General features: G+C 51.6%; 3 protein-coding genes and 2 pseudogenes. 2 read left to right on the plus strand and 3 right to left on the minus strand.

What is annotated here, in order from left to right; genetic code table 11:
* A partial coding sequence (locus tag RhoBH5_RS32295; RefSeq protein ID WP_270009605.1) for an integrase core domain-containing protein occupies positions 1-542 on the plus strand: 542 nt, incomplete at its 5' end.
* A gap of 631 nt (positions 543-1,173) precedes the next feature.
* On the opposite strand, the gene RhoBH5_RS32300 is transcribed toward RhoBH5_RS32295, so the two are convergent.
* From RhoBH5_RS32300 to RhoBH5_RS32310, 3 genes and pseudogenes are all read right to left on the minus strand, one after another.
* A complete protein-coding gene (locus RhoBH5_RS32300) occupies positions 1,174-1,377 on the minus strand; it encodes a cold-shock protein (protein ID WP_270009606.1) in 204 nt (67 codons plus the stop codon).
* A gap of 269 nt (positions 1,378-1,646) precedes the next feature.
* Positions 1,647-2,606, minus strand: coding sequence for an acyl-ACP desaturase (locus tag RhoBH5_RS32305; protein WP_270009607.1), 960 nt, complete (start codon positions 2,604-2,606; stop codon positions 1,647-1,649).
* A gap of 887 nt (positions 2,607-3,493) precedes the next feature.
* Positions 3,494-3,773 (minus strand): annotated as a pseudogene (locus RhoBH5_RS32310) (IS3 family transposase); the annotation flags it as partial.
* A 14-nt stretch (positions 3,774-3,787) separates the two neighbouring features.
* Between RhoBH5_RS32310 and RhoBH5_RS32315 the strand changes: the two are divergent.
* Positions 3,788-3,957, plus strand: a pseudogene (locus RhoBH5_RS32315) (IS3 family transposase); the annotation flags it as partial.
* Positions 3,958-4,126: the final 169 nt, after the last annotated feature.

The following is a 4,126-nucleotide window of genomic DNA, read 5'->3' on the forward strand; positions in this document are numbered from 1 at the left end:
GCGGCGGATGGCGTGCCCATGGCCGTGGTTCCGAGCAGGCCAAACGATCCCAGCGGCGGAAAACGAAGAACAAGCAGACTCGCCTCGGCTACACCTATCTGCATTCCGCGATCGACGGCAACACCCGTTTGGCGTACACCGAAGCCAGAGACAACGAAACCGCCGCAACAGCCATCGATTTCATGAACAACGCCCGCATCTTCTTCGCCGCACACGGAATCACTCGGATCGAGCGCGTGATCACCGACAACGGATCGTGCTATCGGGCAGCGGATTTCACGTCTTCACTCCGCGAAGCGCGGCACTACCGCATCCGGCCGTACACGCCGAAACACAACGGGAAGGTCGAGCGCTACAACCGCATCCTCGCCGAAGAACTGCTGTACTCCCGCGAATACACCAGCGAAGCTGAGCGGCGCACCGCCGTCGAAGTCTGGAACGTTCACTACAATTATCACCGACCGCATTCAGCACGCGGAGGACGACCGCCCGCCGCTTACCGCCGGCACCGCGTCACCAACGTCCGTTCCTCATACAACTAGAGCGTTTACATGCCAGATCTTCAACACCTCGAATTTCGTCGCATAAACGCTCGTAGGTGGCCAGAGTGACTGGTCTCGTACCAGACGACGAAGTCGAATCTTTGTCGGTTTGAAGTTGTTCCGTCGTCGAGCTTAAAAATATTTCGAACCGAGAGCAACGAGTTACTATACATCTTCCAGGAAATCAGGCTCCAGTTAATTTAGATATTACTTCATACTCCGCCCAATCGAAACATTGGATTGAAGTAAATCATTCCTTCAGTGCGCAACTCCACAAACCCAAGCCTCTGCGCATTATATGCAATCTGGGTAGCATGGCTCTTCAAATTAGTAATCGGAGACGCATATTCAAGTGTCTGTGCTATGATTGGTCGGCCGGCAAGGAGATCATCCTCCAACTTAATCGAACCTATGTCGGTTCGATCGTAAATGCAGCCCTGTCGATCGCGTCCTGGCCGAGCGGCCCGATGATGCTGGCAGCTTGGGACCCGATTTCCAAGGTGTCGTACATGACATCCATCGACGCAATATTTAAGATATAGTCATAAAGTTGGATAAAACTACGAAAGATAGAAAGTTCGTGAAATATTTATGCTGATATTTTAGTGTCGAGGTCATAATTGTTAATAACCTATAGAATTGAAATATTGACTGCTTCAGCGCCTCGTGGACTATCTAAAATTTCGAACTCGACACGCTGTCCACATTCAAGCGATTTGAACCCATGGCAAATAATTTGAGAGTAATCAGCAAACAAGTCCACACCTGCCAAATCAGGTTCAATAAACCCAAAACCCTTGTCACTGTTGAACCATTTGACCGTTCCTTTAGGCACGATAAGTTAACTCCTTATTGTCTTCGATCACGCCAGGTTTCCCTCAAAATGAGACGAAGAGCATTTCAAATTTTTTCATCGTTAAGTTTCAAGGATGAATCTTCGAATCCCTAGGCGATCGCTGCCTTGCCATCGAGACCACCACCTCAAACCATCGGTTATTGAGGAGAGATTCCTAAATTTGGAGTGAATTCTCTACCTGATTTTTACATGTCTCACGGCAACAATCATGCGCCGACACCCATCTCGTCAATTAAGCAACCCCAATTTCAAGAAATCTGCTGTTCGCGCTTGACGGCTTCACGTGCGAGCATGCGATCGCGCTGTTCCTCGAACTTCGTCGCGTTGGCGGCGAGGGTCTCGAGGAAGGCCGCCAACTCTTCGCGCGTGTTCTCGCCTTCGGCACTGAAATCGTTGCGCTCGAAGATGTTCCACTTGCGCAAAACGGGCCAGACGACCTCATCGAGGTGCTGGCGAAGGTCGTAGATGCCGTGCTTGGCCATGAGGGCGCCGTTGCGGCGGAAGTTCGGCATGCCGGCACCGGGCATCTGGAAGTTCTGGACGATGTTCGCCACAGCCTTGAGAGCCTGATCAGGAGCAAGATCGAGCGCGGCGGCGCAGATGTTGCGGTAGAAGATCATGTGCAGGTTCTCGTCGGCGGCGATGCGCTGAAGCATCTTGTCGGCAATCGGCTCGTCGCAAGCCTTGCCGGTGTTGCGGTGGCTGACGCGCGTCGCGAGTTCCTGGAAGGTCACGTAGGCGACCGAGTGCAGCAGGCCGGCTTCGCCCTCGTCGATGGGTGCGCTGTAACCGTTTGTCATGTGTTCCATGCGGAAGCGCTCGAGCTCGACGGGGTCGACTGCGCGCGTGACGACGAGGTAGTCACGCATCACGATGCCGTGACGGTTCTCCTCGGCGGTCCACCGGCCGACCCACGTTCCCCAGGCACCGTCCTGCGAAAAGTTCTCGGCGATCTCACGGTGGTACGACGGCAGGTTGTCCTCGGTGAGCAGGTTGGTGATCATCGCGGCGCGAGCTACCTCGCCGAGCTGTGACTGCTCGAGACTCCAGTCTTCGCCACCCATGGCTGCGAAATTACGACCCTCGTCCCACGGAACGTAGTCGTGTGGATGCCATTCCTTGGCCATGGAGATGTGGCGGTTGACGTTCTCCTCGGCAACCGGCTGCAGCTCTTGTAGCAGCTCCAGCTGCGTCAGAATCCTCGTCATTTCTTGCCTTTCATTTTCAAAATAGATTGATTCATGAATTGCCTCAAGGTGCGTCGGTCAAACGACTTAGATAAATAATTTCATTCTAGTCTTGCATATCAGTGAACCCCAACTAGAGTTACCAAATCTAATTCACTCATAAGATTTCAATACGCGGAGTGTTTCAACTTCCGATCTTCGAGTCGAGCAATAGATTCACTATTTACAGCTCACTACCTCCGAGTCTAAGGCATTCAAAACTCTGCAAACATTCGAAATAGCCTTGCGTTGATATAGTGAAAATTACCATAGATAATCATCGCAATTCGACCAAAACAAACTCTCGTCGAGTATGCGTCTCAATATCCGTGCACGCGCACTCTAGCGTCTACATTCCGCAAATTTGATTCCAATATGAAGAGTGAGAAACTCCCTTTAGCGCTTTCCATGGCCTGCGACGGGTTACGCTTCTTCAGAGGGTCCTGAAATCAAAAAACTTTCAAATTCCATTTTGTGGCATACCTGATGCATAATCACAATAGATAGGAGTTAATCATTGCAACGAGTTGGCCCGCCTTAACTGCCATCACCCACGGTGAATAAAAAAGCCATTGCAACGCTTCTAGGCTCGACATATATTCGATCCTCCAATTTTCGCGTACCAGAAACTTTATCCCATAATCGAAAATGACTATTTATTACCTACGGCAGAAACCCTACAAACATGACCTACGAAGATGCTGAGTACCGTCAGTACCGCGAGAAAACCATACAATATAGGAATTTATACATTGCATTTTCAATCAGTTTACATCACACAGATAGTAATGCAAGAATCATCTACCAGCCGGCCCGTTCCGCATCGTGAGGACTGCTCCCACTTCCGTTGGATTGTGGGGTTGATAGTTTCAGGCCACGTATGCTGCCTGGTTGATTGTCTCAAACTCGATCAGGGTGAGCTTCCCGAGGCGCCGTTGTCGACGTTTGCGATGGTACGTTTTCGCGATCCAGCTCACGATCGCGAGCCTCAACTGTCCTTGAGTCGACCACCGTTGACGGTCGAGGACGTTCTTCTGCAACAGTGAGAAGAAAGATTCTATGGCTGCATCCTCACCGCATGCCCGGACTACCCATGGAACCTTGTAAGCCGTTGTCGGACAGTACATGAATGAACTTCCTCGACCGAAACTAGCTACGCCACTCGGAATATCGTGCAGGAGAACGAGGTCCTGCGCCGAGCCGCCGCATATCTCAGTCAAAGAATCCTCCCAAAATGATGTGCCCACTGGTCCGCGACCTAGCCGCAGATGGAATCCCCGTCAAAGGTGGCCGCCTGATGCTCGTTTTCCCTACTCAAGCGTACTACAAATGGTGAATCGCACCGGCGAGTCCGGAGACTTACTGATTTGAGAACTCCACAGTTCGCGTAGTTCTGTGTTCACCGTAGTAGAACGCCTCGAGTTCGGCAGGAGGCACATTCCCACAATGCTCGTAGAGTCGCCGGTGGTTGAACCAGTCCACCCACTCCAACGTCGCGATCT

The sequence above is a fragment of the Rhodococcus sp. BH5 genome, from assembly GCF_027583855.1.
Taxonomy (GTDB): Bacteria; Actinomycetota; Actinomycetes; order Mycobacteriales; family Mycobacteriaceae; genus Rhodococcus_F; species Rhodococcus_F qingshengii.

Excerpts from the sequence above, each read along its gene's own strand:
- RhoBH5_RS32305 (WP_270009607.1), bottom strand. The coding sequence starts at position 2,606 with ATGACGAGGATTCTGACGCAGCTGGAGCTGCTACAAGAGCTGCAGCCG.